Source organism: Micromonospora globosa (assembly GCF_000717585.1).
In the GTDB taxonomy this organism is placed as follows: domain Bacteria; phylum Actinomycetota; class Actinomycetes; order Mycobacteriales; family Micromonosporaceae; genus Micromonospora; species Micromonospora aurantiaca.
This window is the reverse complement of sequence record NZ_JNZR01000050.1, coordinates 1-26,490: the sequence shown is the minus strand read 5'-3', so window position 1 is coordinate 26,490 and position 26,490 is coordinate 1. Positions and strand designations below refer to the sequence as shown.

The following is a 26,490-nucleotide window of genomic DNA, read 5'->3' as shown; positions in this document are numbered from 1 at the left end:
CGCTTCCGGCATCGCCAACCTCCACAACATCATCCTCGCCGGCTGACCACCGGCCCCATCCCACGCAACGCCTTCACCCAGTTACGAGACGTCCCTTAGTCGACCCAGTCGAGCGTGCGCCGCACCGCCTTGCGCCACTGGCGCAGCTCGTGCTCCCGGTGCGCCGGGTCCATCGTCGACTCCCACTGCGCGTCCGATCGCCACTTCTCGCGCAGCGTGGCCAGGTCCGGCCAGAACCCGACGGCCAGGCCGGCGGCGTACGCGGCGCCGAGGCAGGTCGTCTCGGTGATCCGGGACCGCACGACCGGCACATCGAGCACATCGGCGAGGAACTGCATCAGCAGCTCGTTGCCGGTCATCCCGCCGTCGACCCGCAGCCGGCGCAGCGCCACGTCGGAGTCGGCGTTCATCGCGTCCACCACCTCCCGGGTCTGGAAGGCCGACGCCTCCAGCACCGCGCGGGCCAGGTGCCCCTTGGTGATGTAGCCGGTCAGCCCGGCGATGACGCCCCGGGCGTCGCTGCGCCAGTGCGGGGCGAACAGGCCGGAGAAGGCCGGCACCACGTAGCAGCCGCCGTTGTCGTCGACGGTGCGGGCCAGCTCCTCGACCTGCGGTGCGGAGGAGATCAGGCCGAGGTTGTCGCGCAGCCACTGCACGAGCGAGCCGGTGACCGCGATGGCACCCTCCAGCGCGTACACGGCGGGCTGGCCCTCGATCCGGTACGCCACGGTGGTGAGCAGGCCGTGCCGCGACGGCACCGGGCTGGCGCCGGTGTTGAGCAGCAGGAAGCTGCCGGTGCCGTAGGTGCACTTGGCCTCGCCGGGCTGGAAACAGGTCTGCCCGAACAGGGCCGCCTGCTGGTCGCCGAGCGCGCTCGCCACCGGCACCCCGGCCAGCACCCCCTGGGCGGTGCCGTACACCTCGGCCGAGCTGCGGATCTCCGGCAGCACGGCGGCCGGGACGCGCAGCGCGTCGAGCAGCTCCGGGGCCCAGTCGAGCGTCTCCAGGTCCATCAGCATGGTGCGGCTGGCGTTCGTCACGTCGGTGACGTGCCGGCCGGTCAGCTTCCAGATCAGCCAGCTGTCCATGGTGCCGAACAGCACCTCGCCGCGCTCGGCCCGCTCGCGCAGCCCGTCGACGTTGTCGAGCAGCCAGCGCAGCTTCGGGCCGGCGAAGTAGGTGGCCGGGGTCAGGCCGGTGCGGGTTCGCAGCCGCTCCTCGTCGTACGCCTCGGTCAGCTCCCGCAGCAGCGGGCCGGTGCGGGTGTCCTGCCAGACGATGGCGTTCGCCACCGGACGGCCGGTCTCCCGGTCCCACACCACAGTGGTCTCGCGCTGGTTGGTGATGCCCACCGCGGCCAGCATCTCGGTGCCGATGTCGGCGCTGGCCAGCGCCTCGCGCACCACGTGCTCGACGTTCGTCCAGATCTCCTCGGCGTCGTGCTCCACCCAGCCGGGCCGGGGGAAGATCTGCCGGTGCTCGCGCTGGGCCACGGCGACGATCTCACCGGCCCGGTCGAAGACGATGCAGCGCGAGGACGTGGTGCCCTGGTCGATGGCGGCGACGAACTCTGCGGTCACGGCAGCACCGTACCCGCCGCGAGCGTCCACCGTCTCCCTCCGGCGGCCCGTACGATCATCAGACGTGCGTGACATTGCCGTGTTCAGCGGATCAGCCCATCCCGACCTCGCCGCCGAGATCTGCGCCCACCTCCACGTCCCGCTGCACCCGGTACGGGTGTCCCGGTTCGCCAACGACTGCCTGGAGGTGCAGTTGCAGGCGAACTGCCGGGAGCGCGACGTCTTCCTCATCCAGCCGCTGGTGCCGCCGGTGCAGGAGCACCTGGTCGAGCTGCTGCTCATGATCGACGCGGCCCGGGGCGCGTCGGCCGCCCGGATCACAGTGGTGCTGCCGCACTACGCGTACGCGCGGTCGGACAAGAAGGACGCGCCACGCATCTCCATCGGCGGCCGGCTCGTCGCCGACCTGCTCACCTCCGCGGGCGCGCACCGGGTGCTGGCCATGACGCTGCACTCGCCGCAGGTGCACGGCTTCTTCAGCGTCCCGGTGGACCACCTGCACGCGTTGCGCGAGCTGGCCGCCCACTTCCAGGGGTACGACCTGAGCAACTCGGTGGTGGTCTCGCCGGACCTGGGCAACGCCAAGGAGGCCGCCGCGTTCGCCCGGATGCTCGGCACGCCTGTCGCGGCCGGCGCGAAGCAGCGCTTCAGCGACGACCGGGTGCAGATCAGCACGATCATCGGTGACGTGACGGACCGGGACGTGATCGTGCTGGACGACGAGATCGCCAAGGGCAGCACGGTGATCGAGCTGATCTCGCACCTGCGCGAGCGGGGGGTCCGCTCGATCCGGCTGGCCTGCACGCACGGCCTGTTCTCCAGCGGGGCGCTGGAGCGGCTGAGCGCGCAGGAGGGCGTCCTGGAGATCGTCTGCACCAACACGGTGCCGATCCCGGCGGAGAAGCGGGTGCCGAAGCTGGAGGTGCTGTCGGTGGCGCCGGCCCTGGCCGAGGCGATGCGGCGGATCCACAACGGGGAGTCGGTGAGCGCCCTGTTCGCCTGACGGGGGTCAGCCGTCCAGCGGGCCGGTGGCGGGCTGGCGGGTGGCGAGCGCGGCGGTGATCCGGACGACGGTTCCGGCGTCGCCGCTCTCCACCTCCATCGCGTCGCTCAGCTCCCGGGCCAGCCAGAGGCCCCAGCCACCGGCGGTGTCCGGCGCGGGCCGTTCGCGGTCGCGCAGCCGCCGTTCGCTGATCCCGGGCCCGTGGTCGGCGACCTCGCAGACCAGTGCGCCGTTCCGCTTCCAGAGCCGCAGCCAGCCCTGCCCGCCGCCGTGCCGGACCGCGTTGGTGATCAGCTCGTTGACCGCCAGCACGAAGTCGTCCAGCCGCTGGCCGGACAGGCCCGACCCGTGCGCGCAGGAGGTGACCGAGTGCCGCAGCCCGGTCACCTGCGCCTGGTCGAAGGCCGTGGCGAGAAGCAGGGAAGGTTCGATGGGCACAACCGTACGCGGTGCGGGGAGTTCTGCGTCTGTCATGACCCCGTCCCGACGATGGTTCTCGACGACTTTCGCGGCATTTCCACCGTACGTCAGGGTTTCTCGGGCCGCACCGCCCGGGGTGCCCTGGACCGGCTGTGACAGGGTGTCGCACATGCCGTCGTCCTCCGGCCTCGAGGGCCCCTTCTGGCGATCGATAGCGGTGTTCCGCTTCGCCGCGCTCGCCTACGTCGGACTGGTCGTGCTGCGCGACGCGGACCGCTACGCGCACCCGGTCGCCGCGGGCGGTGTCCTGCTGGCGATGCTGGCGTGGAGCGGCGTGACGGCGGCCGGTTACGGCCGTCCGGCCGGGCGGCGCTGGCCGCTGCTCCTGGCCGACCTCGGCGTGGTGCTGGCGATCATCCTGGTCACGCCCTGGGTGGTGGGCCGCGCGGCGCTCGCCGCCGGGGTGCCGATGCTGACCGCCGCCTGGCTGGCCGGGCCGGTGCTCGCCTGGGCGGTCTCCGGCGGGCGGCGACGTGGCGCGGTGGCCGCGATCGTGCTCGGCGGCGCCGACCTCGCCACCCGCGACCGGATCAGCCCGTCCGCGCTGACCGGGGCGATCCTCATGCTGCTCGCCGGCGTGGTGGTCGGGCACGTGGCCCGGCTGGCGGTGCAGGCGGAGGAGCGGTTGCAGCGGGCGGTGGAGCTGGAGGCGGCCACCCGCGAGCGGGAACGGCTGGCCCGCGACATCCACGACTCGGTGCTCCAGGTGCTCGCGCTGGTCCGGCGGCGCGGCGCGGACCTGGACGGCGAGGCGGCCGAGCTGGCCCGGCTGGCCGGCGAGCAGGAGGCGGCGCTGCGGGCGCTGATCGGCCGGGCGGGCGCGCCGCCGGACCCGGGCGGGGACGAGCAGGACCTGCGCGACCTGATCGACAGGTACGCCTCGGCCACCGTCGTGGTGTCCGCGCCCGCCACACCGGTGCCGTTGCCGGCGCGGGCCGCCGGTGAGCTGGGCGCCGCGGTCGGCGCGGCGCTCGACAACGTGGCCCGGCACGCCGGCGGGCGGGCCTGGGTGCTGATCGAGGACGAGGAGGAGACGGTGACCGTCTCGGTACGCGACGAGGGACCGGGCATCCCGGAGGGGCGGCTGGCGGAGGCCGCCGCGCAGGGGCGGCTCGGGGTGGAGCAGTCCATCCGGGGCCGGGTGGCCGACCTGGGCGGCGAGGTGCGGATCGTCTCCGCGCCCGGCGCCGGCACCGAGATCGAGCTGGTCGTGCCGAGGAGCCACGGGTGAGCATCCGGGTGATGGTGGTCGACGACCACCCGATGTGGCGCGAGGGTGTCGCCCGTGACCTCACCGAGGCGGGCCACCAGGTGGTGGCGACCAGCGGTGAGGGGCGGCAGGCGGTACGGGTGGCCGCGGCAGCCCGTCCGGACCTGGTCGTGCTCGACCTCCAGCTGCCGGACATCTCCGGCGTCGAGGTGATCCGGGGCCTGCGCGCCGCGCTGCCCGACGTGCGGGTGCTCATGCTCTCGGCCAGCGGCGAACCGCAGGGCGTGCTGGACGCGGTCAAGGCCGGCGCCACCGGCTACCTGATCAAGTCGGCCGCACCGGCGGAGTTCCTGGACGCGGTGCGCCGCACGGCGGCCGGTGAGCCGGTGTTCACGCCCGGCCTGGCCGGGCTGGTGCTGGGGGAGTACCGGCGGCTGGCCGCGGAGCCGCCCGCCCCGCACGACGACGCACCCCGGCTCACCGAACGGGAGACCGAGGTGCTGCGTCTGGTCGCCAAGGGGCTGTCCTACAAGCAGATCGCCGACCGGCTGAGCCTGTCCCACCGGACCGTGCAGAACCACGTGCAGAACACCCTGGGCAAGCTCCAGTTGCACAACCGGGTCGAGCTGACCCGGTACGCCATCGAGCGGGGCCTGGACGACTGAGCGGTCAGCGCGCCTCCGGCGGCCGGGTCTCGTGCACCGCCAGCTCCTCCGCGCTGGCCCCGCCACCGGCCGCGCCCGCGTCGTACGCGACGTTGTCGGTCTCCTGGTCGGTGTGTGCGCCCTCGTCCGGCTCGACCAGCCGGCCCACCTGGTGGTCGGCGACGGTACCGAGCTGGCCGTGGTCGTACACCGACACCGGGGAGTGCGGGTCCGAGACCGGGCCCGGGTCGATCACGTCGGCGTCGAGCTGGGCCTGCGCGGCGGCCTCCTCGCTGTCCGCCTCGGCGGCGATGTCCGGGTCGACCGGGCCGGCGAGCGGGTCGTCGGCGGGGCGCTCGTACTGCTCGCGCTGGAGCTTGTAGTCCAGCGACTCGCCGTCGAGCTGCTCCTCCGCCGTGGTGCCGAACTGGTCCACGGCGACTGGCGTGCGGTCACCGGGGAGCTGGGCCGGCTCGGGGCCGTCCGCCTCGCGCCCGGTCAGCACGTCGTCGTTCGCGGTGGAGTCGTCGTCGGCGGTGTCGGGCAGGCCCGCCGCCTCGGGATCGGACACGGGGGTGGGGTACTCGTCGTCGCGCATGCCCGGGAACTACCCACTGCGCTACCCGGCCTAACCGCGTCCGGCCGGGTGGATCGGGAGAAACAGTGCGAAAAGCACCTCAGTTGCGGTACGCCGCCTCGTCCTCGGCGTACAGCACGCACCACACCACCTTGCCGTCGGGCAGTGCCGTGCTGCCCCAGCGCCGGGCCACCGTGTCGATGAGCAGCAGCCCCCGCCCGCCCACCGAGTCCACCGGCGCGGGCCCGCCGTACGCGGGCCGCCCGGTCGAGTGGTCCCGGACGGCCACGTGCAGCGCGCCGCCGCGCGGGGCCAGCCGGAGCGTCATCGGCGTGACCGCGTGCGCCACCACGTTGTTGACCATCTCGGTGACCGCGATGCAGGCCGGCTCGGTCAGCTCCGGCAGTCCCCACCTGGCGCAGCCGCCGGTCACCAGCACCCGCGCCTCCCGGGCGGCCTCGGCCACCGGGGGCAGTTCGGCGTCGAGCGGCTCGGGCGGGGCGTCCGGTGGCGGCCCGTGCGGGTCGAGCAGCAGCCGCGCGGCGGGCCAGTCGTCGACCGCCCGGCAGACCTCGTCCAGCGCGTCGCGTGCCACCGGGTCGGGGATCCGCACCCCGGACAGGTCCACGAGCAGCACCCCGGGGTGCCGCCACAGCCGGGCGAGCAGCGCGTCCCGTACGGCCTCCACCTCGGAGCGGTCGAGGACCCCGGTCAGCCGGACCGTCGGGGAGGACTCGTCGGTCTCCACCAGGCAACGCGCATCCGTCGGCATGATCGCCCCATTGTGCACGTCGGTCCGCGCCCGCGCACCGGTCCGGTCGACGGGACTCACGGCCGGCCGGCCCGGGACCGGCGGCTGAGCGCCGCCACCGTGCCGACAGCCGTGCCGGCGGCCAGCCCGACCGCCGCGGTCAGCCGCAGCACCTGCCCGCGCCGGCCGGACCATCCGTCGGTCCGCTCCGCCGCCGAGTCCGGCGTGAACACGGCGCCTGTCGAGTCGTCGCGTACGCCGGGGCCGAACTGGGTGCGCGCGGTGTACCAGCCCAGCACCCGCTCGGCCAGCGCCGGGGCGAGCCGCCACTGGAGGCCGATCAGCCGGGCCGCGCCGCCCGCGTACGCCTCGCGCCGGGGCCGGCGCAGCAGCTTGACGATCGTCTCGGCGACCATCTCCGGCGGGTACACCGGCGGCGGTGGGGTCAGTTCCCGGCCGGAGTGATTGGCCGCGTGCCGGAAGAACGGCGTGTCGATGGTGGCGGGCAGCACGGTGCAGATCGAGATGTTCCCCCGGCCGGTCACCCGCAGTTCCTGCCGCACCGTGTCGGCCAGCCCGCGGATCGCGTGCTTCGTCGCGTTGTACGCCGACTGGTACGGCATCGCCACCTCGGCCAGCACCGAGGCGTTGTTGACGAGCACCCCGCCGCCGGCCGCGCCCAGCCAGGGCAGCGCGGCCCGCGTCCCGTACACGGCGCCGAGCAGGTTCACGTCCACCACCCGGCGGAACTCGGCCACCGGGATCTCGTCGAACAGCCCCACGGTGCCCACTGCCGCGTTGTTGATCCAGGCGTCGATCCGGCCGAACTCGGCCACCGCCCGCCCCGCCAGCCGCTCCACCGCCTCCGGGTCGGTCACGTCGGTGGGCACCACCAGGGCCCGCCCGCCCAGTTCCCGGCAGAACGACGCGACCCGGCGCAGCGCGGACTCGGTCCGGGCGGCCAGCACCACGTCGGCGCCCCGGCGGGCCAGCGCGTACGCGGTGGCCGCGCCGATCCCGCTGGAGGCGCCGGTGATGACGACTGTGGCGTCGGAGAGGCTGCGGGTCAGCGGCATTCCCCGTCGGTACCCCGGGCCGGGGCGGTCATGCCGACCGTTTTCGCCGGTGATCGGCATCGGTCGGCTGTCCCGCCCACGGGACGCACTGGCCGGGTGACCCCGATCTGTCAGGTTTGGACGCACCGGACCTGGGTTAATGGGACGCTCTGACCGGAGACCCCGCTCGCGAGAAACGCATGGAGGTGCACCATGCGCGTCGGCCTTGTATGCGCGCACGCCGGCTCGTCCACCGACGGTCCCACTGTCGGGACGCAGGAGCACATTGCGCGCGTGGCGGCGGAGCTCGCCGCCCGGGGCCATGACGTCCGCGTCTACGAGCGTCGTGCCGCGTCCGCCCAGCCCGCCCTGACCGAACTCGACGGCTACCGGGTGGAACGTGTCCCGGTCGGCCCGCCCGACATGCTCTCCACCGCCGAGCTGGTCCCGTTCGTCGCCGAGTACGGCCGCTGGCTGGCCGGGCAGTGGGCCGGGGACTGGACGCCCGACGTGGTGCACGGGCACTACTGGGTCGGCGGGCTGGCGGCCGCCCACGCGGTACGCGCGACCGACATCCCGGTGGTGCAGACGTTCCACTCGCTCGGCGTGGAGCAGTTGCGTCACCTCGGCCGGGAGTACAGCGGGCCGGGGGAGCGCATCCCGCTGGAACGGGCGCTGACCCGGGCCGTGGACGTGGCGGTGGCCCAGTGCAACGACGAGGTCGACGAGCTGACCCGGATGGGCCTGCAACGGACGTCGGTGGCGATGGTGCCGACCGGGGTGGACACCGGCCAGTTCCACCCGGACGGCGAGGCGGCGCCGCGGGACCAGCGGCCGCGGATCCTCTCCGTCGGCGGGCTCGCGCCCGGGCACGGCCAGGACGACCTGATCCGGGCGATGCGGCTGGTCGGTGACGCGGAGCTGGTGATCGCGGGCGGCCCGCCGGCGGAGCGGCTGGACGGGCACGCCGAGGCGCGCCGGCTGCGCGAGCTGGCCGAGCGGGCGGGCGTGGCGGAGCAGGTGAAGCTGGTCGGCGCGGTGCCGCACGACCAGATGGCCACCTGGTACCGCTCCGCCGACCTGGTGGCCTGCACGCCGCACTACGCGTCGGCCGGGCGGGTGTCGCTGGAGGCGATGGCCTGCGGCGTGCCGGTGGTCGGCTACGCCATGGGCGGCATCGCGGACGCGGTGGTGGACGAGGTGACCGGCAAGCTGGTGCCGCCGGGTGACGTGCGCATGCTCGGAGTCACGCTGCGCCGGCTGCTGTCGGACAACGCCGGCCGGTTCGCGTACGGGCACGCCGCGGTGGACCGGGTCCGGTGCAGCTACACCTGGGAACGGACCGCCGCCGCGCTGGAGCGTCTCTACGAGCGGGTGATCGGGCGGCGCCGCCCGGCTACGCCGATCGAGCCGACGCCGGTCGAGGTGACGCCGCCGGTCGAGGTGGTCGTCTCCGAACGCGGGCCGGTCGAGGCGGCCTGAACCGGCACCATCCCGGCGCCCACCATTGCCTTCTGGCGGGCGCCGGCGTGGTGGTGCTGCGGTTCGGCGTACCGGGTCAGGCCGACCACCGCCGCGAGCGTCACCAGGAAGCCGAGCCCGGCCAGCCACTCCCGGCCGGGCCAGATCTTGTCGTTGAGCAGCAGCAGGCCGACGATCGCCGCTGGTACCGCGCCGGCGGCGTCCATCGCGGCCACCGCCGCCGTGGTCGACCCGCGCTGCATGGCCAGCCCGAGCAGCAGCTGGCCGATCACCGAGTGGACGATCAGCAGGTAGAGCAGCGGGTCACGGACGAACGCCTCCACCGACCCGGCCGAGGCGAGCGGGCGGGCCGCCACCGCGGCGGCGGAGAACGCCATCCCGGCCAGTGAGCCGAGCACCACCGACCCGAGCGCGCCGTGCAGCCGGGCGGCGAAGAAGCCGGAAGCGGCGATCGCGACCACCGCCACCGCCAGGCCGACCAGCCCGGCGGTGCCGAGCTGCCGCGACGGCGCGGGCTGGGCGGAGAGGACGAGCGCGGTGATGCCGGCGAACAGCAGCACCAGCAGCACCACCTCGGCTGCGGGCAGCCGCCACTTGAGCACCAGCACGCCGAGGACGGCGGTCACCCCGAGCCCGGCCGCCACGCTGGCCTGGACCAGGAACAACGGCAGGTCACGGCGGGCCAGGAAGGCCAGCACGAAGCCGACGACCTGGCAGGCCAGGCCGATCAGGTACGTCCGGTGCCCGGCGAGGCGCAGCAGCAGCCCGGGATCGAACGTGTGGTGCACTGTGGTCCGCGCGGCTGCGACCGACTGGAGAAGGTTGGCGAAGCCGTACGCGATGATCATCGCCGCCAGGAAGCACCAACCGGAGGAAACCACCTGGCGAGGATAGAGGCTTCCCCCGGGTCAGCGCTCGGCTGGACGGCCGAGCCGGGCCAGGATGTCGTCGTGCAGCGCCCCGTTGCTGGCCACGGCGCTGATGTCGGCGGAGTCGGCGCCGGCCGGGGCGGGCCGCCCGGCCAGGTCGGTGACGATTCCGCCCGCCTCGGTGACGATCGGGACCAGCGCGGCGATGTCCCACAGCGACAGCTCGGGCTCCACCATCACGTCCAGTGCCCCCTCGGCCAGCAGCATGTAGCCGTAGAAGTCGCCGTACGCCCGGCTGCGCCAGGTGTCGCGCATGAGCTGGAGCACCGCGTCCAGCCGCCCGGCCTGCTCCCACCCGGTCAGCGACGAGTAGCAGAAGCTCGCGTCGCCGAGCGCTGTCACGCCGGAGACCCGGATCGGCGTGCCGTCCGCCGGACCGGTGCCGGCGAACGCGCCCGCGCCGAGCGCGCCCCACCAGCGGCGGCCCAGCGCCGGGGCGGAGACCAGGCCGAGCACCGGCCGGTCGTGCTCCAGCAGGGCGATCAGGGTGGCCCAGACCGGTACGCCCCGGACGAAGTTCTTCGTGCCGTCGATCGGGTCGATCACCCAGCGCCGCCCGTCGGGGCCGGCCGGCGGCTGCTCGCCGTACTCCTCGCCGAGCAGGCCGTCACCGGGCCGGTGCTCGGCCAGCAGCGCCCGGATCTCCCGTTCGACGGCGGTGTCCGCGTCGGAGACCGGCGTCAGGTCCGGCTTCGACTCGACGCGCAGGTCGAGCGCGCGGAACCGGGCCGAGGAGACGGCGTCCGCGGCGTCGGCGAGCAGGTGGGCGAGGGCGAGGTCGTCGGCGTACCCGGTCATGACTGACACGCTAGTGGCGGCGGCCCGGCCTTCGACGGCGGGTCGCCGCCGGTCTGCCGCTCAGGACCCGGCGAGCGGGTCGCCGGGGTTGCGCTCCGGCTCGCGCGGGTCGCCCTCGCCGCTGCGGGAGGCCAGCAACCGGCGGTACGAGGCGAGCCGGCGCGCGTCGGCCTTCCCGGCGGCCACCCAGGCGTCGAGCGCGCAGTCCGCCTCGTCGGCGGTGTGCGGGCAGTTGGCCGGGCAGTCGACTGTCGCCTCGACCAGGTCGGGGAAGCCGTGCAGCAGGCTCTCGGCGGACACGTGGGCCAGCCCGAAGCTGCGTACCCCCGGGGTGTCGACGATCCAGCCGGTGTCGCCGTCGGCGCCGGGCTCGGCGGGCAGGCGCAGCGCGACCGCGCTGGTCGAGGTGTGCCGGCCCCGGCCGATCGCGCTGACCGTGCCCACCGCCCGTTCGGCGTCCGGGACGAGGCGGTTGACAAGCGTCGACTTGCCCACCCCGGAGTGGCCCACCATCACCGAGACCCGGCCGGCGAGCAGCGCCCGCAGCGCGGCCAGGTCGGAGTCCGGGCGGATCAGTACGTACGGCAGCTCCAGCTCGGTGTAGTAGCCGAGCACCGCCTCCGGGCCGGCGAGGTCGGCCTTGGTGAGGCAGAGCAGCGGCTCGATGCCGGCGTCGTACGCGGCCACCAGGCAGCGGTCGATGAACCCGGTACGCGGCGGGGGGTCGGCGAGCGCGCTGACGATCACCAGCTGGTCGGCGTTCGCGACCACCACCCGTTCCAGCCGCCCCTCGGCGGTGGTCTCGTCGTCGTCGGCGGTACGCCGCAGCACCGAGGTCCGCTCGGCGATGCGCACGATGCGGGCCAGCGCGCCCGGCGCACCGGAGGTGTCCCCGACCAGCCCCACCCGGTCGCCCACCACCACCGACTTGCGTCCCAGCTCGCGGGCGCGCATGGCGGTCACGAGCGGCGCGTCCGGTCCGGCGCCGGGGATCACACAGGTGTAGCGGCCCCGGTCGACGGCGATGACGAAGCCGTCGACGGCGTCTGCGTGCCGGGGCCGGGTGCGTGTACGCGGGCGCGAGGACCGGCCCGGTCGTACCCGGACGTCGTCCTCGTCGTACTCGCGCCGCTTCGTCGTCAGGACGTCCCCCCGCTGTCAGTTCTTGCCTGTCACCATCCCCGACCATAGTGCCGGGAACTCCGGCATGGTCTTGGAGGTGCACGCCACGTCGTCGACCTCGATGCCGGGGACGGCGAGCCCGGCCACCGCCGCCGCGTGCGCCATCCGGTGGTCGGCGTACGTGCGGAACGTCCCGCCGCGCAGCGGCCGGGGCCGGATGTCCAGGCCGTCGCGGGTCTCGGTGATGTCCGCGCCGAGCGCTGTGAACTCCTTGGCCAGGGCGGTGACCCGGTCGGTCTCGTGACCGCGGATGTGGCCGATGCCGGTGAGCCGGGACGGGCCGTCGGCGAGCAGCGTGAGCGCGGTCAGCACCGGGGTCAGCTCGCCCACGTCGGAGAGGTCGGCGTCCAGCCCGCGCACGGTGCCGGTGCCCCGCACCGTCAGGCCGTCGGTGCCGAGGCTCACCTCGCCGCCCATCCGGTGCAGCAGCTCGCGGAGCTGCTCGACCGGCTGGAGGCTGCTGCGCGGCCAGCCCTGGAGCGTCACCTCGCCGCCGGTGACCAGCGCGGCGGCGAAGAACGGCGCGGCGCCGGACAGGTCCGGTTCGATCTCCCACCCGCGCCCGGACAGCGGGCCCGGCTCGACCGTCCAGACGTCGGGCGTGGTGTCGTCGACGGCGGCGCCGGCGGCGCGGAGCATCTGCACCGTCATCCGCAGGTGCGGCGCGGACGGCACCGGCGGCCCCTCGTGCCGGACCACGACGCCCCTGTCGAAACGCGGCGCGGCGAGCAGCAGACCGGAGACGAGCTGGCTGGACGCGGAGGCGTCGATCACCACGTCGCCGCCGGTCACCCGCCCCGCGCCGAGCACGACGAGCGGCAGGCTGCCGGCCGGGGGCGCGTCGATGCGGACGCCGAGCGTGCGCAGCGCGCCGATCAGCGGCCCGAGCGGGCGGGTCCGGGCGTGCGGGTCGCCGTCGAACGTGACCCGCCCGGCGGCCAGCCCGGCCACCGGGGGCAGGAAGCGCATCACGGTGCCGGCCAGGCCGACGTCGACGTGCGCCGGGCCGGCCAGCGGATAGGGACGGACCAGCCAGCGATCGTCGTCCGAGATCGACATGTGGGCGCCGAGTGCGCGCAGGCCACCGGCCATCAGTTCGGTGTCCCGGGCGCGCAGTGGACGGGCGAGTGTCGACGGCCCGCCGGCGAGTGCGCCGAGCACCAGGGCCCGGGCGGTCATCGACTTGGAACCGGGCAGGCGCAGCGTCGCGGCGACCGGGTCGCTCGCGGTCGGCGCGGTCCACGGCTGCGGCGGACTCGTCGCGGTCGGATTGCTCACCGTTACATTCTGCCAAGCTCACGGGCCGGTGGAACCGCCCGTCGCTGCTGCTCCCGTTGGGCGGGACAGCCGGAACGTCGGGATGCGGCTAGCGTGGGCGCCATGTGCGGGAGGTACGCCACGACCCGGAGCGCCGCCGATCTGAGCGCGCTGTTCGAGTCGGCCGACGAGACCGGTGGGGTGGCGCCGGACTACAACGTCGCGCCGACCGACCCGGTGCCGCTGGTCCGGCTCGCCCCGGAGGGGCACAGGCTGCTCTCCCTCGGCCGCTGGGGCCTGCTCCCGCAGTGGTCGCGCAGCGCCGCCGGGGCCGCCCGCATGATCAACGCGAGAGCCGAGACGGTCGCCACCAGCCGGGCGTACGCGCCGTCCTTCGCCCGCCGCCGCTGCCTGGTCCCCGCCGACGGGTGGTACGAGTGGGTCCGCCTCGCCGACGGCGGACGCCAGCCCTACTTCATGACCCCGCGGGACGGCTCGGTCCTGGCCTTCGCCGGCATCTGGTCGGTCTGGGAGTCGGCGGGCGCGGCCCGGCTCACGTTCAGCGTGCTCACCACCGCTGCGGTCGGCGAGCTGGCCGAGGTGCACGACCGGATGCCGCTGCTGCTGTCGCCGGAGCGCTGGGCGGAATGGCTCGGCCCGGCCGAGGAGCCGGCGGAACTGCTCGCGCCGCCGGACGCCGGCCTGCTCGCCGGGCTGGAGATCCGGCCCGTGTCCCGGGCCGTCGGCGACGTCCGCAACGACGGCCCGGAGCTGATCGCCGCGGTGGCTCCGGCGGGTGTCGGGACGGCCGCCGGACCGACGCTCTTCTGATCACGCTCCGCCACATTTGCGTGCCCCGTTTGCCGGGGTTGGGCCGGAAAAGTCGCCCGGACGTTCAGTCAGTTTCATTGAAGACTCTTGTCCTTACGTATTCGAATGCGATAGAACACAGCGCCGGTGATGGGCGTCTGTTCGCACGGGGCGGATGACACCCATCGATCTTGTAAAGATCTACGCCGGTTCCCACGGGGGAGGTGGGTGTATTGACACGGGCACGTATGCCGCGTCCGCACGAGGTAGCCGCCGCGCGGCGCGATCCGCGACTGCTGCGGGCGCTGAGCGAACGACGCCAGGACGACGCGTGGCGCACCAGAGGCACCTGTCAGAACGTCGATCCGGAGACGTTCTTTCCGGCACCGAACGAACCGGCCGACGCGGCGGTGGCGCTCTGCCGCACCTGCGACGTCCAGGGCTCCTGCCTGGCCTGGGCGCTGGAGGTGGGCGACTGTCACGGCGTCTGGGGCGGCACCACGCCGCGTGAGCGGCGCGCCATGCTGGTGGCCTGGCGCAGCGAGGTGCAGCCGGATCCGGACGCGCTCGACGACGCCGGTCCGCCGGTGCGCGACCGCCTGCTCACGCTGGTCCCGCTGAGCTGATCCCGACGTCGCCCGTGGCCCGCTCCGGCAGGCCGCGGGCGACGTCCGTTTCCGCGCCCGATCACCGGCGGGCCGGCCGGCCGCGCAGAATGAGCCGGTGCGGCACGACGACGAGATCGACACACCACGGGGGCCCGCCCGGCTCCGGTTCGACCCACCCGCCGACGGCACCACGGTGCTGGTGCTCGGTCACGGCGCCGGCGGTGACGTGGACGCGCCCGACCTGACCGCCGTCCGGGACGCGGTGCTCGCCGCCGGGGCCGGGGTGGCCCTGGTGACCCAGCCGTACCGGGTTGCCGGGCGACGCGCGCCCGCTCCCGCCGGGCACCTCGACGAGGCGTGGACGGCGGTGCTGGCCGACCTGCGCCGGCGCGCACCGCGGGTGCGCCACTGGGTGGTCGGGGGCCGGTCCAGCGGCGCCCGGGTGGCCTGCCGTACCGCCGCCGCCGTCGGGGCGGCCGGAGTCGTCGCACTGGCGTTCCCGCTGCACCCGCCGGGACGACCGGAGCGATCCCGGGCCGGGGAACTGCTCACCGGCCTGCCCACGCTCGTCGTCAACGGCGACCGGGATCCGTTCGGCGTGCCCGAGTCCGGCCCCGGCATCGAGGTGGTGGTCCGGCCGGGGGAGCGCCACGACCTGCGCGGCGACCCGGCCGGCACGGCCGCCGTGGTGCGGGACTGGTTGCGCGTACACGGGTGGTCGTCCTGACCGGGCGGCGCGCGCCGTGACCGTCCGCCGCGGCGGGTCGTTGCACCGGTTGGTGCCGGCCGCCCGGTTCGGGCGCGCCGGGGCCACCCTCCCAGGCCCTTCCTGGTCCCAGCGTCGGTCGCGGCCGAGGCCGGGACCAGGATCGGGTGGGGCCGGAGGAATGCCATGCCCCACAACTCGCGTTATCTCCCTTGGACGACGACAGAGCCAGCGCGAGGGGGGTGACCGGTGCCGATCGAGACACGGAGCCGGGAACGGGACGAACGGGACGAGCGTCAGCTCCGGCGGCTGCTCGACGCGCCGGAGTGGCCCGCGGCGGCGTCGGTCGTGAGCACCGGCACACACTCCGGAAGTGAATCTGCCGGTAGGTGGGTACGCGTATCCTCGGCGGGAAAGCATCCGACGCGAGGGGATGTGCGGTTGACCACCGAGAAGACGGACGAGCGCAGGGCCCGCTTCGAGCGGGACGCGATGCCCTTCGTCGATCAGCTCTACGCTGCCGGACTGCGGATGACCCGCAACCCGGCGGACGCGGAGGACCTGGTTCAGGAGACGTACCTGAAGGCGTACGCCGCCTTCCACCAGTTCGAGCAGGGCACGAACCTGAAGGCCTGGCTCTACCGGATCCTGACCAACACCTACATCAACACCTACCGCAAGCGGCAGCGCCAGCCCATCCAGGCGCCGACCGAGGAGATCACCGACTGGCAGCTCGCCGAGGCGGAGTCGCACACGTCCAGCGGCCTGCGCTCGGCCGAGACGGAGGCGCTCGACCGGCTGCCGGACAGCGACGTCAAGGAGGCCCTCCAGCAGTTGCCGGAGGAGTTCCGCCTGGCCGTCTACCTGACCGACGTCGAGGGCTTCTCCTACAAGGAGGTCGCCGACATCATGGGCACGCCGATCGGCACCGTGATGTCCCGTCTGCACCGTGGCCGACGTAATCTGCGGAAGCTGCTGGAGCAGTACGCGGCGGAGCGGGGTTTCAGCGCCGCCTCGTCGAAGAAGGGTTCGACCGCCGCCGCCGGCCGGGAGGTGTGACCGTGAGCTGTGGACAACCGCACGAGACGGACTGCCGCGAGGTGCTCGCCGAGGTCTACCTCTACCTCGACCTGGAGTGCGCCGAGGAGCGCCGGGTGCTGATCCGGCACCACCTGGACGAGTGCGGGCCGTGCCTGCGCGAGTACGGCATCGAGCAGGAGGTCAAGGCGCTCGTGGCCCGGTGCTGCGGCAACGAGGCGGCCCCGGAGAAGCTGCGTGAGCGGTTGCGCCTGCGGCTGACCGAGCTGGTGGTCTTCGAGAGCACCGAGTCCCGCGAACTGGCCGACTGACAAGCGACGCAACGGCCCGGGTCCGATCACGGACCCGGGCCGTTGCGCTGTCCGGCGACTGCGCCGCCTGATCGGATGATCAGGAGTTGGGGCGCTTGCCGTGGTTGGCGCTGCTCTTCTTACGGGCCTTCTTCTTGCGGGCCTTCTTCGCCATGCTCTGCCTCCTTGTGCTGGTCACGGTTCCGTCCGCGGCTGGGCGCGGCGGAGGTCGCGGTGCGGCCCTCCGGGCTCGCCGGTGGCCGACCCGCACGATGCTAGTGCCGTCGCCGGCGGTCGGGGCGCGGCGGGGCGGATCGCGCGCGGCGGTGGTGCGCGGCCCGGCGTGACCGGCGTCATGATTGGATACCGTTCGCAGGATTGTCGGGGAGCTGTCGGGGAGAGGGAGGGCCGAGATGGCCGAGGAGATCCGCGCCGAGATGGTGGCGAACGTCTGGAAGGTCGTCGTGTCGGCCGGTGACACGGTGTCCGAGGGCGACACCCTCGTCATCCTGGAGTCGATGAAGATGGAGATCCCGGTGGTCGCCGAGTCCGACGGCGTGGTGCAGAAACTCGCCGTCAACGAGGGCGACGTGGTGCAGGACGGCGACCTGATCGCGGAGATCGGTTGACCGGCCTGCGGGTGCGCCGCGCCGAGGCGGCGGACTTCCCGGCCGTGGCCCGGCTGACAGTCGCCGCGTACGAGGCGGACGGCCAGCTCAAGGACGAGAGCGGGTACGCGCCGGTGCTCGCCGACGTGGCCGGCCGCGCCGAGACCGGCGAGGTGCTGGTGGCCGTCGACGACGCCACCGGCCAGGTGCTCGGCGCGGTGACGTTCGTGCTGCCCGGCACCCCGTACGCCGAACTCGCCGGCCCGGGCGAGGCCGAGTTCCGGATGCTCGCTGTGGATCCGGCCGCGCAGGGCCGGGGCGCGGGCGCCGCGCTCGCGGCCGCGAGCGTGGCGCGCGCCACGGAGCTGGGCTGCACCGCTGTGGTGATCTGCGTCCGCGCCGGGATGGCGGCAAACGCACACCGCCTCTACGAGCGGCTCGGTTTCGTCAGGTACCCGGAGAAGGACTGGACGCCGCTGCCCGGCATCGACCTGCGCGGCCTGCGGCTGGATCTGACCGCGGCGGGCTGAACCGGCTCAGCCCTGGCCGGTCTCGCCGATCTTGGCGAGCAACTCGTCGGCCACCTGGAGCGCGATCCGCTTGCGCTCGTCGTCGGTGATGCCCGGCACGCGGACCGCGAACCAGCTGCTGTGCACCGCGAACAGCGTGAGCGCGGCGCGGAGCTGGGCGGCGGGCGAGTCGTCGCCCCGGCACAGCTCGTGCGCCAGCCGCATCATCCGGTCCCGCATCTGCTGGCCGGCGACGAGGCTCTTGAGCACGGTCTGGTTCTGCTCGAAGAAGCGCATCACCTGGGGCAGGTCGCCGGCGAACATGCTGTCGGCGTACCTGCCGATCAGGGCGCGCCGGGTGGCCAGGGTGGGCGGCTGGTCGGCGGCCCAGGCGATCAGCTCGTCCATCCGGCGCAGCCGGTCGTCGACCAGGCTGGTGACGATCTCGTCCTTGCTCTTGAAGTGGTAGTAGAGCGCCGCCTTGGTCACGCCGAGCCGCTCGGCGATCTCCCGCAGCGACGTCTTCTCGTAGCCCTGCTCGGTGAAGAGTTCCAAGGCGACGGCCTGGATCCGCTCGCGCGTGCCACCTGTGGTCTCCCTCACCGGCCGACATCCTTCCAATCCGCTTGACGTGCGCCCGCCATCAGCTTACCGTCCGGCTAGTAAGCAAACTAGCCGGGCGGCAAGTAAGTCGATCATCCGATCTGCGGGGGAGCCTACCGATGAGTCAACCAGCCCAGGTGACCACGAGACCCAATGTCCGGGTCGTCCTGTTCGGTCTGATGATCGCGATGATGCTCGCGATGCTCGACAACATGATCGTCAGCACCGCGCTGCCGCGGATCGTCTTCGAGTTCGGCGGCGCCGACCACTTCACCTGGGTGGTCACCGCGTACGTGCTGGGCACGACCGTCTCCACGCCGATCTGGGGCAAGCTCGGCGACCTCTACGGCCGCAAGACGGTCTTCCTCACCGCTGTGGTGGTGTTCCTGGTCGGTTCCGCGCTCTGCGGCATGTCCGGCTCCGGCGTCTTCGGCGGCGCCGACACCGGCATGACCGAGCTGATCGCGTTCCGCGCCGTCCAGGGCCTCGGCGCCGGTGGCCTGATGGTCGGCGTCATGGCGATCATCGGTGACCTGGTCCCGCCGCGCGAGCGGGGCCGCTACCAGGGCATGATCGCCGGGATCATGGCCATCGCCATGGTCGCCGGCCCGCTGGTCGGCGGCTTCATCACCGACAACCTCTCCTGGCGCTGGGCGTTCTACGTCAACCTGCCGCTGGGCGGCGCGGCGCTGCTGATCCTCGCCACCACCATGCACCTGCCGAAGTACCGCACCGAACACAAGATCGACTGGTTGGGCGCGGCGCTGCTGTCCGTCGGCATCACCGCGATCGTGCTGGTGACCACGTGGGGCGGCAACGAGTACGACTGGGTATCGCCACAGATCCTCGGCCTCGCCGTGCTGGCGGTGCTCGCCCTCGGCGCGTTCGCGGTGGTGGAGCGGCGCGTGCCGGAGCCGATCCTGCCGCTGAGCCTTTTCGCCAACCGCAACTTCGCGCTGATCTCGGTGATCGGGTTCCTGCTCGGCTTCGCCATGTTCGGCGCGATGAACTTCCTGCCGCTCTACCAGCAGACCGTCCAGGGGGCGTCGGCCACGAACAGCGGCCTGCTGCTGCTCCCGCTCATGTTCGGCATGCTCGTGGTGTCGCTCGTGGTCGGCCGGACCATCACCAGGACCGGCCGCTACCGCCTCTTCCCGATCGTCGGCGGCGTGGTGATGGTCGCCGGGATGGGCCTGCTCAGCCTGCTGGACGTGGACACCAGCAAGGCGCAGTCCTCGATCTACATGATCGTGCTCGGTGTCGGCATGGGCTTCCTCATGCAGACCTCGATGCTGATCGCGCAGAACAGCGTGGAACAGAAGGACCTCGGCGCGGCCAGCGGCGCTGCGACCTTCTTCCGGTCCATCGGCGGCTCGTTCGGCGTCTCCCTCTTCGGCGCGATCTTCGCCAACCGCCTCGCCGACTCGGCCGCCGGTTCCGCGTTCGCGGGCTCGGGCGGCGAGGGCGGCGAGGGCGGCGCGATGGACCTGGAGGCACTCAAGAAGCTCACCGGCCCGATGCGCGAGGCGGTGCTCGGCGGCCTCTCCGACGCCATCTCGCACGTCTTCTTCTGGGCGGTCCTCTTCACGGTGGCCGTACCGGTGCTCGCCTGGTTCATCAAGGAGGTGCCGCTGCGCGCGACGAACGACGTACCGCCGGCCGGCGCCACACCGGAGGACGAGGCCGAGGCCGCGCTCGGCAAGGCCCCCGTCGCCTGACGTGCCTCGCGCCCGCTGCTCGCCAGCTCGGGGTAGTGGCGGGGTCGAGGGCGAGTTGATCGCGCCACTTCGGCGAAGTGGCGGCGGTCAGTTCCGGCGGAACAGGGCTGTGAACCGTCGCCAGAGACGGCGCAGCGGACCGCCGGCGGCGCCGGCGATGAGCGAGTCGGCGGTGGCACGGGTGGCCGGGTCGAGGGCCGGGGTGGCCCGCGCCAGGTACGCCAGTGACACCGCCACCGGGGTGCGCCGCATCGGCCCGGCCGCCACCTCGGCGACCCGCCCGGACACCAGCGCTGCTACGTCGGCGCGGGTGTCCGGGTGCACCCAGGCGGCGGTGACCAGGGCGAACAGTGCCGCCTCGGCGGCCGGGCCGAGATCACCGGCGGCCAGTTCCCCCAGCACCCGACGCCGGGTCGACAGCTCCCACGGCTCGTCGGTGCGGTGGTGCAGCAGGCCGAGGCAGGCCCAGACCTGCGCGCAGCGCGTCCACAGTGCCGGATCCTGCCCGCCGAGCACCCGGCCCAGCGCTGTCGCCGGTGCCTCCGGTGGGTGTGCCAGCAGGGCGAGCAGGTCGGCGAGGTCCAGTGTGGCGAGCCCGACCGCGGCGTCGTACGCGGCCGGCGGGTGCGCCCACGCCGGGTGCGCGAGCTGCTGGAGCCGCCGTACCGCTGCCGCCGAGGGGGCGGGACCGTCGAGGGCCGGGGTGTCGTCGCCGGCCGGGGTCACCTGCCCGAGCCAGGGGCGGCCCCGGCAGCACTCGGCGAGGTCACCGTGCTCGTGCGTGTCGTCCGGGTGGTCGCGGACGAAGTCGGCGAGCGCCACCAGGTGGTCCACGTCGCCGTCGCGCAGGTAGCGCAGCCGGTGCGCGGTGTGCACCGCGCAGTCGAAGGTGGGGTCCTTCGCCAGCGCCCGGTCGATCCAGCCCAGCGCCGCGTCGAGCCGGCCGTTGTCGGCCAGCGTGCCGGCGATGTCCGCGTAGACAGCGAGGTCGTCGGGGTCGAGCGCGACAGCGCGTTCCAGTGCGGCGAGCGCCTCGGCGGTCCGGCCGGCGCCGCGGTACGCGTACCCGAGCCACACCTCGCCGAGTTTGGTGGGCTGTGCGCGTACCCCCCGGGTGGCCCAGGTGACGGCGAGGGTGACCTCGCCGAGGCGCCGGGCCAGCGCGGACGCCGCGCCCAGCAGCAGCGGATGGGCCGGATGGACGGTGATCGCGTTGCGGGCCAGCGTGAGGTACGGCGCGAGCGGCTCGCGCAGCCGGCGCGGCGCGGGGTCCGGCGCCGCCGCGCAGACCTGCATGAGGATCCGGGCGGTGCGCTCGGGATCGAGGCGTTCCGGCAGGTCGGCGGCGGTCACCCAGGGCACTGCGGCCCAGGGCGCGGCCGGCGCGTAGCCGGTGGCGGCGGCGAGCAGGTCGAGCCCTTCGGCGGGCCGGCCGGCGGCGGCGAGCAGGTGCGCGCGGGCCACCACGGCGCCGACGAACGCCTGCTGACCGAGCGGGAAGAGGTCCAGGTCGCCGCCGCTGGCCGCGTTCAGCCGGGCGAGCGTCTCGTGCGCCTCGGGCAGCGTGGGGGAGCGGACCAGCGCGGCGGCCACGTGGTCGGCGGCGTGGCGCAGGTCGCCCTCGCCCAGCGCAAGCCGGGCCAGCGCGAGTTCCTCCTCCGCCGACAGCGCGGCGTCGTCCTCGGGCACGTCGTCCTCTCGGCGGGTCGGGTCGGTCAGCCGGGCAAGCCTAGGGGATCTTCCGTCAGTTAGTGATCCACTGCGCACTCCTGCTCGTTGCGTTGATTGAGGCTACTGAAACGTGCAAGACTGAGCATCGAACGCGCGGGAAACGCGCAGAAGGAGGTTCCGGAGTGACGCAAGCAGGGGCCGGTATGGCCGCCGACATCGACGAGCAGCCGGCCGGTTACGAGCGTCTGCTCTCCACCGAGCACGCGGCGGCCATCGCCGAGGTGGCGGCCGTCGTCGCCGAACGCCGCCCCCGGCACGTCGTCTTCACCGCCCGGGGCACCTCCGACCACGCCGCGCTCTACGCGGCCTACCTGACCGAGATCCGCCTCGGACTGCCCGCCGGGCTGGCCTCCCCGAGCGCGATCACCGTCTTCGGCGCCCGGCCCGACCTCTCCGACGCGCTCGTCGTCGGCGTCAGCCAGAGCGGCGGCTCGCCCGACCTGGCCGAGGTGCTGCGGGTCGCCCGCGCGTCCGGCGCGCTCACCCTCGCGGTCACCAACAACCCCGGCTCGCCGTTGGTGGAGACCGCCGAGCTGAGCGTCGACATCGCCGCCGGCCACGAGCGCGCGGTCGCGGCCACCAAGACCTACACCGCCGAGCTGCTCGCGCTGCTCATGCTGATCGAGGGCGTACGCGCCGGCGACGGCGTGCTGCCCGCCGAGGAGCACGCCGCCCTGAGCCGCCTGCCCGAGCTGGCCGCGCAGACGCTCGCCGACGACACCCCGGCCCGGCTCGCCCCGCGCTACCGGTTCGCCGCCCAGCTCGTCACCACCGGCCGGGGGTACGCGTACCCGACCGCCCGGGAGGCGGCGCTGAAGCTGATGGAGACGTCGTACCTCCCGGCGCTCGCCTTCTCCGGCGCCGACCTGCTGCACGGCCCGCTCGCCATGACCGACCCGGACGTCCCGGTGCTCGCCGTGGTCGGCTCCGGCCCCGGCGGCACGTCGATGCGCGAGGTGCTGCCCCGCCTCGGCGAACGCCGCGCCGACGTGGTCGTGGTCGGCTCCGCCGAGGTCGGCGAGACCCGGATGGCGGTTCCCGAGGTCGACGAGCGGTACGCGCCGCTGCTCGACATCCTGCCGCTGCAACGGCTCGCGCTGTCCCTGGCCCTGGCCCGGGGCGAGGACCCGGACGCGCCGCGCGGCTTGAAGAAGGTCACGGCGACGATGTGAGGTCCGGCGTGGCACGCTGTGTGGCGTGTCCACCCTCCGTGACCTCGCCGAGGAGCACACCGCGCTCCGCCCGGCCGACATCGACCACCTGCACCGGATCGCCGGCGACTGGCAGCTGCTGTCCGACCTGTCCTTCGCCGACCTGCTGCTCTGGGTGCCGGTGGACGGTGACGGCACGTTCCTCTGCGTGGCCCAGGTCCGTCCCACCACCGCGCCGACCGCCTACCTGGACGACCAGGTCGGGCGCATCGTCGGCGGGGCCGAGGTGGCCCACCTGGAGGTGGCCCACCGGCAGGGACGGATCTGGCGCGAGGGCGACCCGGTCTGGTACGGCGACGTCCCGGCCCGCCACGAGGCGATCCCGGTCCGGCTGCGCACCGGCGACGGTGAAGCCGGCGAGGTGATCGCCGTGGTGGGCCGGGACACCAACCTGTCCACCGCGCGCACCCCGAGCCAGCTCGAACTGAACTACCTGACCACCGCCGACGACCTCGCTCAGATGATCGCCGACGGCACGTTCCCGCCGCCCCGGCACCCCGGCGAGACCACCTCGGCACCTCGGGTCGGCGACGGCCTGGTGCGGCTCGACGCCAACGGCAAGGTCACCTACGCCAGCCCGAACGCGCAGTCCGCGTACCGCCGCCTCGGCTACGCCTCCCACCTCGTCGGGGAGGACCTGGCCAAGCTGCATCGCCGGCTCGCCGGCGACCCCCTCGAAGGCACCGACGCGGGCAACGCCGTGCTCGCCGCGCTGCGCGGCGAGGCGCCACCCCGCCGGGAGATCGACGCGCGGGGCGCCACCATGCTCACCCGGGCGCTGCCGCTGATGCCCGCCGGAGTGCCGATCGGCGCGCTGGTGCTGGTCCGCGACATCACCGAGGTACGCCGCCGCGACCGCGCCCTGATCACCAAGGACGCCACCATCCGGGAGATCCACCACCGGGTGAAGAACAACCTCCAGACCGTCGCCGCGCTGCTGCGCCTCCAGGCCCGGAGGGTTGCCATGCCCGAGGCGCGGGTGGCGCTCGAAGAGTCGGTACGCCGGGTCGCCTCGATCGCTCTCGTCCACGAGACGCTCTCCATGTCCAGCGACGAGGCGGTCGAGTTCGACGGCATCGTGGACCGGGTCGCCAGCGCCGCCACCGAGGTCGCCGCCACCGAGGTGAGCGTCGGCATGCGCCGCCGCGGCACCTTCGGCGTACTGCCCGCCGAGATCGCCACCTCGCTGGTGATGGTGCTCAACGAGCTGCTGCTCAACGCCGTCGAACACGGCTTCCCGCCGGCCGACGAGGAGGCCGACGCCCCGTCGCCCGCGGACGCGGCCCGGCCCGAGGCCGTGGTCTCCGCGCCCCGGCCCGAAGTGGTGGTCTCCGCGCACCGGGCCCGCAAGCAACTGCACGTCACTGTCACCGACAACGGCCGAGGGCTGCCCGAGCAGTTCGACGCCGAACGCGGCGGCAACCTGGGCCTCCAGATCGTCCGGGCGCTCGTCACCGGCGAGCTGCGCGGCACCATCGACCTGCGCAACGGCGCCGACGGCGGCACCGAGGCGGCCATCGTCGTACCGCTGGCCCGCGGCACCACCGACCGCCTCACCGGACGAGCAGGGCCACCGTGATCCCCGGCCGCGGCCACACCTGCCGCACCGTGTAGCCCGCGCGCAGCGCGTCGCCCTTCGCGCCAGTCACCGCCGCCGGCGGGTCGGCGCGGCGGCCGGTGACCACCAGCCACACCCGGTCCACCCCGGCCAGGCACCGCGCCGGGTCGTCGCACTCCACGGCCCAGAGGCTCGCGTCCTGCCGCTGGTCGCGGACCACGAGCACGTCGCGCGGCAGCCTCCGCCCCATGTGGTACGCCATGCCGAGATCCGGGAACAGCCACCCGTCCCGGGGCGAGTAGACGATCGCGTCGCCCGGCCGCTGCTCGGCGCGGATGATCCCGGCCGCGCCCGCGTAGTCGACCGGTGCGCTGCGCGGCCACTCGTGGGTACGGCGCAGGGCCACCTGGTCGGGCAGCCCGAGCAGCCCGGCCAGGACCACCACCGCGATTCCCGCCGCGGTCCGTCCGCGCGGCGACGTCGGTCCCTGCTCTGCTTCCGCGGGCGCGGCAGTGCGGCCGGCTGCGGCGGGTGTCGCCGTGCGCTCGGGTTCGGCGGGCGTCGCTGTTCCCGGCGTTCGGGCCGGCGCGGGAGTGACCCGCGCGGCAGCCAGCGCGGCGCCGGCAAGTACACAGGCGAACGGCACGGTGAAGACGAGGTAGCGGGTCACCCACAGCGGCACAATCGTTCCGGCGGCGAAGACCAGCACCACCGGCAGCAGCACGGCGGCGACCGGCAGCAGCGCCCGGCGACCCAGCCGGGCCGCGCCGAGCGCCGCGAGCGCGAGCACGAACCCGCCGACGACACCGCTCTGCGCCAGCGCGCCCGGCAACGCCGCCAGGTCGGGCAGGCGCGCCGGGTCCACCCAGTCGAGTTGCCGTCCACGCTGCCCCCGCGCCGCCAGCGCCAGTGGGGTGACGAGCACGACGACCGGCACCAGCGCCAGCAGCCACCCGGCCAGCACCCGTCGGCCGGGCGCCGACCCCTCCCGAGCCTCGCCGGTCACGTCCTGCCGTTCCGCTTCCGGCGCGTCCGTGCCGTGCTCCCTGCTCCCGGGATGCGGTGACACCTGTGGGGTTCCACCGGCGCTCGATCTCGTGGCTGGGTGGAGCGCCGCGGGTGTCTGCGGGGCGCCGTGACACCCGTGGCGTTCCACCGGCGCTCGATCTCGTGGCTGGGTGGAACGCCACGGGTGTCTGCGGCATGGCCGGCTCGCGTCGGGCATCTCGGCTCGGGACCGGCCGGGCGGATCGACGACCGCCGCGGGGCCACGTGCGGCGGTCAGCAGCACCACCACGGCGTGGGCGGCGAGCAGGGTGAGCGCGATCAGGTGGAGCAGGGCGAGCGCGGCGACGGCGAGGGCGTACCCGGCCCAGCGTCGCCAGGTCGGCCGGCGCAGCGCCTCGACCAGCAACAGCGTGGCCAGCACGGCGAACAGCGTGGCGAGGGCGTACGGGCGGGCCTCCTGGCCGTACCGCGAGGTGACCGGCAGCACCGCGAACAGCAGTCCGGCCAGCAGCCCGGCGCGACTGCCGACGAGCATCGCGCCGAGGCGGGCGGTGAGCGCGGCAGCCACTGCCATCGCGAGCGCGGAGGGTAGCCGCAGCGCGGTCGGCGACGCGCCGGCCAGGGCGGTCCAGCCGTGCATGAGCAGGTAGTACGGCCCGGTAGCGGCGTCGATCGTGCGGGTCATCCGGACCAGGTCCGGTACCGGGCGAATGGCGGCGCTCCAGGTCGCCAGCTCGTCCCGCCACGGCTGGGCGTGCCCGATGCCGGTCAGTGTCACAGCGAGCGTGAGCAGTCCGGGTATCACCCACACCACCGGACCCGGCCGGCTGCGGACGGACGCGGGCGCGAACCTCCTCACCCCCGCAGCCTCACACGCCCAGCCCTTCCCGCCCGTCCGCTCCACCGATTCCCACCCACCCGGCCCCCGACCCGGCCCCCCGACCCGGCCCTCGCCCCGGCCCCACGCCCGGACCCGGTCGATCATGAAGTTGACGGCACGCACCGTCCCTTTTGTCCCCGCCAACTTCATGATCAATGGAGCGGGTGGGTGGGGTTGAGCTTGTTGACCAAGGAGATTGCGGCCTGGGGTGGTGGGTTGGGGGACGTTAACTCCTTGATCACCGGGGAGGGGGTGGGGAGAGGG

The 26,490-nt window shown here is 74.0% G+C and carries 27 protein-coding genes; 14 read left to right on the top strand and 13 right to left on the bottom strand.

All coding sequences use genetic code 11. The features are described from left to right. Positions 1-95 precede the first annotated feature (95 nt). Positions 96-1,580 (bottom strand): glycerol kinase GlpK, encoded by a 1,485-nt coding sequence (gene glpK, locus IF06_RS0130285; RefSeq protein WP_030275136.1) that lies wholly within the window; start codon positions 1,578-1,580, stop codon positions 96-98. A gap of 64 nt (positions 1,581-1,644) precedes the next feature. Here glpK and IF06_RS0130280 point away from each other — a divergent pair, with 64 nt between their 5' ends. Further along, positions 1,645-2,583 carry a ribose-phosphate diphosphokinase gene (locus IF06_RS0130280; protein WP_030275133.1) on the top strand — a complete coding sequence of 313 codons (939 nt, stop codon included), beginning with the start codon at positions 1,645-1,647 and terminating at the stop codon, positions 2,581-2,583. 6 nt (positions 2,584-2,589) lie between these two features. Here IF06_RS0130280 and IF06_RS0130275 read toward each other — a convergent pair whose 3' ends face one another. Further along, positions 2,590-3,057, bottom strand: a complete 468-nt coding sequence (locus IF06_RS0130275) for an ATP-binding protein (RefSeq protein WP_030275131.1) — start codon at positions 3,055-3,057, stop codon at positions 2,590-2,592. Positions 3,058-3,172: 115 nt separating this feature from the next. Here IF06_RS0130275 and macS point away from each other — a divergent pair, with 115 nt between their 5' ends. Together macS and IF06_RS0130265 are read left to right on the top strand one after the other, a co-directional pair. Next, the gene (gene macS / locus IF06_RS0130270) at positions 3,173-4,294 is read left to right on the top strand and encodes a MacS family sensor histidine kinase (protein WP_030275129.1); all 1,122 of its coding nucleotides are present in this window, start codon (positions 3,173-3,175) and stop codon (positions 4,292-4,294) included. Between the two features lie 11 nt (positions 4,295-4,305). Further along, positions 4,306-4,938 (top strand): response regulator, encoded by a 633-nt coding sequence (locus IF06_RS0130265; protein WP_030275127.1) that lies wholly within the window; start codon positions 4,306-4,308, stop codon positions 4,936-4,938. Between the two features lie 4 nt (positions 4,939-4,942). Here the strand turns inward: IF06_RS0130265 and IF06_RS0130260 are convergent, their stop codons facing one another. The 3 genes from IF06_RS0130260 to IF06_RS0130250 form a co-directional block, all read right to left on the bottom strand. After that, positions 4,943-5,515, bottom strand: a complete 573-nt coding sequence (locus IF06_RS0130260) for a DUF5709 domain-containing protein (protein ID WP_013288384.1) — start codon at positions 5,513-5,515, stop codon at positions 4,943-4,945. Between the two features lie 79 nt (positions 5,516-5,594). Beyond that, positions 5,595-6,266, bottom strand: a complete 672-nt coding sequence (locus IF06_RS0130255; RefSeq protein WP_084588872.1) for an ATP-binding protein — start codon at positions 6,264-6,266, stop codon at positions 5,595-5,597. 56 nt (positions 6,267-6,322) lie between these two features. After that, a complete protein-coding gene (locus IF06_RS0130250) occupies positions 6,323-7,321 on the bottom strand; it encodes an SDR family oxidoreductase (protein WP_036311859.1) in 999 nt (332 codons plus the stop codon). A gap of 192 nt (positions 7,322-7,513) precedes the next feature. On the opposite strand from IF06_RS0130250, the gene IF06_RS0130245 reads away from it, so the two are divergent. Next, positions 7,514-8,782 (top strand): glycosyltransferase, encoded by a 1,269-nt coding sequence (locus IF06_RS0130245; protein WP_013288381.1) that lies wholly within the window; start codon positions 7,514-7,516, stop codon positions 8,780-8,782. Here the strand turns inward: IF06_RS0130245 and IF06_RS33380 are convergent. The 4 genes from IF06_RS33380 to aroA form a co-directional block, all read right to left on the bottom strand. After that, entirely contained in the window at positions 8,665-9,630 is a 966-nt protein-coding gene (locus IF06_RS33380) for a hypothetical protein (protein ID WP_030275121.1), read from the bottom strand. The genes IF06_RS0130245 and IF06_RS33380 overlap by 118 nt on opposite strands. 60 nt (positions 9,631-9,690) lie before the next feature. Continuing rightward, positions 9,691-10,509 (bottom strand): histidinol-phosphatase, encoded by an 819-nt coding sequence (gene hisN / locus IF06_RS0130235; protein ID WP_013288379.1) that lies wholly within the window; start codon positions 10,507-10,509, stop codon positions 9,691-9,693. A 60-nt stretch (positions 10,510-10,569) separates the two neighbouring features. Next, complete coding sequence (rsgA, locus tag IF06_RS0130230) at positions 10,570-11,505, bottom strand: ribosome small subunit-dependent GTPase A (RefSeq protein WP_013475265.1); 936 nt, start codon at positions 11,503-11,505, stop codon at positions 10,570-10,572. Positions 11,506-11,667: 162 nt separating this feature from the next. Next, positions 11,668-12,969, bottom strand: coding sequence for a 3-phosphoshikimate 1-carboxyvinyltransferase (gene aroA, locus IF06_RS0130225; protein WP_013288377.1), 1,302 nt, complete (start codon positions 12,967-12,969; stop codon positions 11,668-11,670). A 102-nt stretch (positions 12,970-13,071) separates the two neighbouring features. Here aroA and IF06_RS0130220 point away from each other — a divergent pair, with 102 nt between their 5' ends. The 5 genes from IF06_RS0130220 to rsrA all read left to right on the top strand — a co-directional run bounded on the left by IF06_RS0130220 (position 13,072) and on the right by rsrA (position 16,421). Continuing rightward, a complete protein-coding gene (locus tag IF06_RS0130220) occupies positions 13,072-13,779 on the top strand; it encodes an SOS response-associated peptidase (RefSeq protein ID WP_013475266.1) in 708 nt (235 codons plus the stop codon). 212 nt (positions 13,780-13,991) lie between these two features. Continuing rightward, a complete protein-coding gene (locus tag IF06_RS0130215) occupies positions 13,992-14,384 on the top strand; it encodes a WhiB family transcriptional regulator (RefSeq protein WP_013288375.1) in 393 nt (130 codons plus the stop codon). A gap of 97 nt (positions 14,385-14,481) precedes the next feature. Beyond that, entirely contained in the window at positions 14,482-15,093 is a 612-nt protein-coding gene (locus tag IF06_RS0130210; RefSeq protein WP_013288374.1) for an alpha/beta family hydrolase, read from the top strand. 228 nt (positions 15,094-15,321) lie between these two features. After that, positions 15,322-16,131 (top strand): sigma-70 family RNA polymerase sigma factor, encoded by an 810-nt coding sequence (locus tag IF06_RS0130205; RefSeq protein WP_013288373.1) that lies wholly within the window; start codon positions 15,322-15,324, stop codon positions 16,129-16,131. 2 nt (positions 16,132-16,133) lie between these two features. Next, on the top strand, positions 16,134-16,421 hold the full coding sequence (gene rsrA / locus IF06_RS0130200; RefSeq protein WP_013288372.1) for a mycothiol system anti-sigma-R factor: 288 nt from the start codon (positions 16,134-16,136) through the stop codon (positions 16,419-16,421). A 79-nt stretch (positions 16,422-16,500) separates the two neighbouring features. Here the strand turns inward: rsrA and IF06_RS35010 are convergent, their stop codons facing one another. After that, entirely contained in the window at positions 16,501-16,575 is a 75-nt protein-coding gene (locus IF06_RS35010; protein WP_369752275.1) for a 50S ribosomal protein bL37, read from the bottom strand. Positions 16,576-16,813: 238 nt separating this feature from the next. On the opposite strand from IF06_RS35010, the gene IF06_RS0130190 reads away from it, so the two are divergent. Together IF06_RS0130190 and IF06_RS0130185 are read left to right on the top strand one after the other, a co-directional pair. Then, entirely contained in the window at positions 16,814-17,029 is a 216-nt protein-coding gene (locus IF06_RS0130190; RefSeq protein ID WP_013288370.1) for a biotin/lipoyl-binding carrier protein, read from the top strand. Then, a complete protein-coding gene (locus IF06_RS0130185; protein ID WP_030275116.1) occupies positions 17,026-17,538 on the top strand; it encodes a GNAT family N-acetyltransferase in 513 nt (170 codons plus the stop codon). The genes IF06_RS0130190 and IF06_RS0130185 overlap by 4 nt, the downstream gene beginning before the upstream one ends. A 6-nt stretch (positions 17,539-17,544) precedes the next feature. Here the strand turns inward: IF06_RS0130185 and IF06_RS0130180 are convergent, their stop codons facing one another. Further along, positions 17,545-18,120 carry a TetR/AcrR family transcriptional regulator gene (locus tag IF06_RS0130180; protein WP_013288368.1) on the bottom strand — a complete coding sequence of 192 codons (576 nt, stop codon included), beginning with the start codon at positions 18,118-18,120 and terminating at the stop codon, positions 17,545-17,547. A 119-nt stretch (positions 18,121-18,239) separates the two neighbouring features. Between IF06_RS0130180 and IF06_RS0130175 the strand changes: the two genes are divergently transcribed. Then, complete coding sequence (locus IF06_RS0130175) at positions 18,240-19,838, top strand: MDR family MFS transporter (protein WP_030275114.1); 1,599 nt, start codon at positions 18,240-18,242, stop codon at positions 19,836-19,838. 87 nt (positions 19,839-19,925) lie between these two features. On the opposite strand, the gene IF06_RS0130170 is transcribed toward IF06_RS0130175, so the two are convergent. Next, a complete protein-coding gene (locus tag IF06_RS0130170) occupies positions 19,926-21,527 on the bottom strand; it encodes a tetratricopeptide repeat protein (protein WP_030275112.1) in 1,602 nt (533 codons plus the stop codon). 185 nt (positions 21,528-21,712) lie between these two features. Here IF06_RS0130170 and IF06_RS0130165 point away from each other — a divergent pair, with 185 nt between their 5' ends. Next, positions 21,713-22,741 carry an SIS domain-containing protein gene (locus IF06_RS0130165; protein WP_030275110.1) on the top strand — a complete coding sequence of 343 codons (1,029 nt, stop codon included), beginning with the start codon at positions 21,713-21,715 and terminating at the stop codon, positions 22,739-22,741. Between the two features lie 25 nt (positions 22,742-22,766). Then, positions 22,767-24,359: a PAS domain-containing sensor histidine kinase gene (locus IF06_RS0130160; RefSeq protein ID WP_030275108.1), complete on the top strand. Its 1,593-nt coding sequence runs from the start codon at positions 22,767-22,769 to the stop codon at positions 24,357-24,359. Here the strand turns inward: IF06_RS0130160 and IF06_RS0130155 are convergent. Next, on the bottom strand, positions 24,334-26,205 hold the full coding sequence (locus IF06_RS0130155) for a glycosyltransferase family 39 protein (RefSeq protein WP_036311855.1): 1,872 nt from the start codon (positions 26,203-26,205) through the stop codon (positions 24,334-24,336). The genes IF06_RS0130160 and IF06_RS0130155 overlap by 26 nt on opposite strands. Positions 26,206-26,490 lie beyond the last annotated feature (285 nt).

Excerpts from the sequence above, each read along its gene's own strand:
- IF06_RS0130250 (WP_036311859.1), bottom strand. The coding sequence starts at position 7,321 with ATGCCGCTGACCCGCAGCCTCTCCGACGCCACAGTCGTCATCACCGGC.
- IF06_RS0130190 (WP_013288370.1), top strand. The coding sequence starts at position 16,814 with ATGGCCGAGGAGATCCGCGCCGAGATGGTGGCGAACGTCTGGAAGGTC.
- IF06_RS0130255 (WP_084588872.1), bottom strand. The coding sequence starts at position 6,266 with ATGCCGACGGATGCGCGTTGCCTGGTGGAGACCGACGAGTCCTCCCCG.
- IF06_RS0130275 (WP_030275131.1), bottom strand. The coding sequence starts at position 3,057 with ATGACAGACGCAGAACTCCCCGCACCGCGTACGGTTGTGCCCATCGAA.
- IF06_RS33380 (WP_030275121.1), bottom strand. The coding sequence starts at position 9,630 with ATGATCATCGCGTACGGCTTCGCCAACCTTCTCCAGTCGGTCGCAGCC.
- IF06_RS0130175 (WP_030275114.1), top strand. The coding sequence starts at position 18,240 with ATGAGTCAACCAGCCCAGGTGACCACGAGACCCAATGTCCGGGTCGTC.
- hisN (WP_013288379.1), bottom strand. The coding sequence starts at position 10,509 with ATGACCGGGTACGCCGACGACCTCGCCCTCGCCCACCTGCTCGCCGAC.
- IF06_RS0130220 (WP_013475266.1), top strand. The coding sequence starts at position 13,072 with ATGTGCGGGAGGTACGCCACGACCCGGAGCGCCGCCGATCTGAGCGCG.
- IF06_RS0130165 (WP_030275110.1), top strand. The coding sequence starts at position 21,713 with ATGGCCGCCGACATCGACGAGCAGCCGGCCGGTTACGAGCGTCTGCTC.
- IF06_RS0130260 (WP_013288384.1), bottom strand. The coding sequence starts at position 5,515 with ATGCGCGACGACGAGTACCCCACCCCCGTGTCCGATCCCGAGGCGGCG.
- IF06_RS0130245 (WP_013288381.1), top strand. The coding sequence starts at position 7,514 with ATGCGCGTCGGCCTTGTATGCGCGCACGCCGGCTCGTCCACCGACGGT.
- IF06_RS0130265 (WP_030275127.1), top strand. The coding sequence starts at position 4,306 with ATGGTGGTCGACGACCACCCGATGTGGCGCGAGGGTGTCGCCCGTGAC.
- macS (WP_030275129.1), top strand. The coding sequence starts at position 3,173 with ATGCCGTCGTCCTCCGGCCTCGAGGGCCCCTTCTGGCGATCGATAGCG.